This window comes from Pseudooceanicola lipolyticus (assembly GCF_002786325.1).
GTDB lineage: Bacteria > Pseudomonadota > Alphaproteobacteria > Rhodobacterales > Rhodobacteraceae > Pseudooceanicola_C > Pseudooceanicola_C lipolyticus.
The window spans coordinates 1-3,138 of the sequence record NZ_PGTB01000270.1 but is presented as its reverse complement, the minus strand read 5'-3'; the positions used below and the strand labels follow the sequence as shown (position 1 = coordinate 3,138).

Genomic DNA, 3,138 nt, shown 5'->3' with positions numbered 1-3,138 from the left:
CGACGTGCCGCGGCGCCGGCCCGGCAGCCCGGCGGGCCGCATCGCGCTGCTGCACGCGGTCGCCCATATCGAGTTGAACGCGGTCGACCTGCATTGGGACATCATCGCCCGTTTTGCCCATGTCGACATGCCGATGGGCTTCTTTGACGATTGGGTCCGGGCCGCCGATGACGAATCCCGCCACTTCAACCTGATGTGCGATTGTCTGGAAGAGCTGGACAGTTTCTATGGTGCCCTGCCCGCCCATGCCGGCATGTGGCGCGCCGCCGAGGACACCGCCGAGGATCTGATGGGCCGGCTTGCGGTTGTGCCCATGGTGCTGGAAGCGCGCGGGCTGGATGTGACGCCGGGCATGATCGAAGTGTTCCGCAAGGCCGGGCTCAGCTCGGCTGTTGCCGCCCTGGAAACGATCTATACCGAAGAGGTGGCGCATGTGGCCTATGGATCGAAGTGGTTCCACTTTCTCTGCGGGCGGGAAAACCGCGACCCGAAAGAGGTGTTTCACGACCTGGTCAGGCGCTATTTCCACGGCGCGCTAAAGCCGCCATTCAACGACGAAAAACGCGCCGAGGCCGGCCTGCCGCCTGACTTCTACTGGCCGCTGGCCGAGGATCTGTCCCATGATGCCCCTGCATAGCTGGGGAGATCATTAACAGAACATCCACCGTCAACGCGTTGGATGTCGGCAATTTTCTGCCAATTTTTAGGCATTCGCCCCGCGCGCGCCGCAACGCGCGCCGCCAACCTTGCCCTGTGGAGGCCTGCCCGTTATGCACACCGGGCAAGGCGCGGATGGATGGGGACCAGGCGCCACGTTGGGATGGGACAAGGAAAGCAGCGTGCGGACACGGCTGGCAATACGCACACATGCGTTTATGGAGCGCATGTTTCCAGAACGTCGTTTGTTTCTAAAATCTGAAACAGATACAAGATTTATCCGGCTCAAACCCGAAACGCAGGCATTGGTCTATCTGGGTCTGACGCTGTTCGTCGCATGGTCGATCGTCGCCACCGCCATAGTGCTGATGGACAGCATCGGATCGAACAGCTTCCGCGATCAGGCCCGGCGCGACCAGATTCTCTTCCAGGAACGTCTGAACGCCATGTCGCGCGAACGCGACAGCCGCGCCGCCGAGGCGCTGGCGGCGCAGGAGCGCTTCAACGCGGCGCTGGCGCAGGTGTCGGCGATGCAGTCCGAATTGCTGGCCTCGGAAACCCGCCGCAACGAGCTCTCCAAGGGGATCGGCGTGATCCAGGCCACCCTGCGCGACACCATGAAACAGCGTGAAGCCGCCCGTGCCGAGCTGGCCGCGCTCAAGCAGGAAACGGCCGAGGCCGGCACCCAGGTTGCCGCCGCCGCTCCGGCGCCGCTGGTCTTCATGGCCGAGGCGCTGGAAGATACCGCGGCCGAGCGTGACCGCATCCTGGCCGATGCCCAGAGCGCGCTCAGCCAGCGCGACGAGATGGAACTGGAACTAAAGCTGCTGGAAGAAAAGAACGACGAGATCTTCCGCCAACTGGAAGATGCCGTCGCCGTGTCAGTCGCACCGCTGGACGAGATGTTCAAAAGCGCCGGCCTGTCGCCGGAGCGCATGATCAACCAGATCCGCCGCGGCTATAGCGGCCAGGGCGGCCCGCTCACCCCGCTGACCTTCTCGACCCGCGGCGAAGAGCCCAGCGCGGACGAAATCCGCGCCAACCGGCTGCTGACCCAGATGGACCTGCTGAACATGTACCGCATCGCGGCGGAAAAGGTGCCCTTTGCCAACCCGGTGCATGACGCGGTGCGCTTTACCAGCGGCTTCGGCTATCGCCGCGACCCCAAGAACGGCGGCCGCCGGATGCATAACGGCTCGGATTTTGCCGGCCCCTACGGCACGCCGATCTATGCCACCGCCGATGGCGTGGTCTCGCATGCCGGTTGGTTGTCGGGCTTTGGCCGGCTGGTAAAAATCCAGCACGACTTCGGTATCGAGACCTATTATGCCCACAGCGCGCGCATTCACGTGAAGGTAGGCCAAAGGGTCTCGCGCGGGGATCACATTGCTGATATGGGTAACACTGGTCGTGTGACCGGCACGCATTTGCACTACGAAGTGCGCGTGAACGGGACACCGGTAAATCCTATGATCTACATCAAGGCTGCGAACAATGTTTTCAAAAAGCAAAATCAACGAGCCCGCGTCGCGCAGCGGTGACGACTCGACCGCACCGGCACCTTCGGCTGCCCCCAGCGCATCGCCGTCACCGGGTGAGTTCAAGGCCAGTGCGCCCAAGCCGAAGCCGCCCGCGTCCACCCTGTCGGCCGATCTGCATATCACCGGCAACATCAAGACCAGCGGTGACATCCAGGTCGAAGGCACGGTTGAGGGCGACATCCGCGCGCATCTGCTGACCGTTGGCGAAAGCGCCACCATCAAGGGCGAAGTCACCGCCGATGACGTGGTGGTGAACGGCCGGATCATCGGCCGCGTGCGCGGCCTGAAGGTCCGCCTGACCTCGACCGCCCGGGTCGAAGGCGACATCATTCACAAGACCATCGCAATCGAAAGCGGCGCCCATTTCGAAGGCTCGGTGCAGCGCCAGGACGATCCGCTGAATCCCGGCCGCCAGGGCAACAAGCCCGGCACCAACCCGGCCTCGGCCGTGCAGCCCGCCGCAAAGGCCGATGTCGGCTGATCGATGATCGGCGATGACTGACACACGGGTGCCGGAGGACACGCCTCCGGCACCCGTTTTCGTTCCGCAGTTCTGCAATCCCGCCCAGCGGGGCCTGCTGTTGGCCGCCGCCATCCTTGCCTCGGCGATGGGCTTCATCGACGGCACCGTGGTGGCCATCGCCATCCCGGCGATCCGCGCCTCGCTGGACGCGACGCTGGCCCAGGCGCAATGGGTGCACAACGCCTATATGCTGACGCTGGCAGCGCTGATCCTTGTTGGCGGCGCGATGGCGGATCGCTTCGGGCTGGCGCGGGTGTTCGGGGCCGGCATTGCGCTGTTCGTGTTGGCCTCGCTGGCCTGCGCCGTGGCCCCGTCGGCGGGCATCCTGGTGCTGTCGCGCGCGGTGCAGGGAATCGGCGCCGCGGTGATGGTGCCGGGATCGCTGGCCGCAATCGCCCGCGCCTATCCGCGCACCGA

The 3,138-nt window shown here is 64.7% G+C and carries 4 protein-coding genes; all 4 read left to right on the top strand.

Features of this window, described 5'->3' with window-relative positions; genetic code table 11:
- Positions 1-637: ferritin-like domain-containing protein (locus CVM52_RS24755; RefSeq protein ID WP_100164948.1), on the top strand; the 637-nt coding region annotated here is incomplete at its 5' end.
- Positions 638-839: 202 nt separating this feature from the next.
- Positions 840-2,198 carry a M23 family metallopeptidase gene (locus CVM52_RS24750; protein WP_100164947.1) on the top strand — a complete coding sequence of 453 codons (1,359 nt, stop codon included), beginning with the start codon at positions 840-842 and terminating at the stop codon, positions 2,196-2,198.
- Positions 2,152-2,679 carry a bactofilin family protein gene (locus CVM52_RS24745; protein WP_100164946.1) on the top strand — a complete coding sequence of 176 codons (528 nt, stop codon included), beginning with the start codon at positions 2,152-2,154 and terminating at the stop codon, positions 2,677-2,679. The genes CVM52_RS24750 and CVM52_RS24745 overlap by 47 nt, the downstream gene beginning before the upstream one ends.
- Before the next feature lie 13 nt (positions 2,680-2,692).
- A partial coding sequence (locus CVM52_RS24740; protein WP_133119981.1) for an MFS transporter occupies positions 2,693-3,138 on the top strand: 446 nt, incomplete at its 3' end.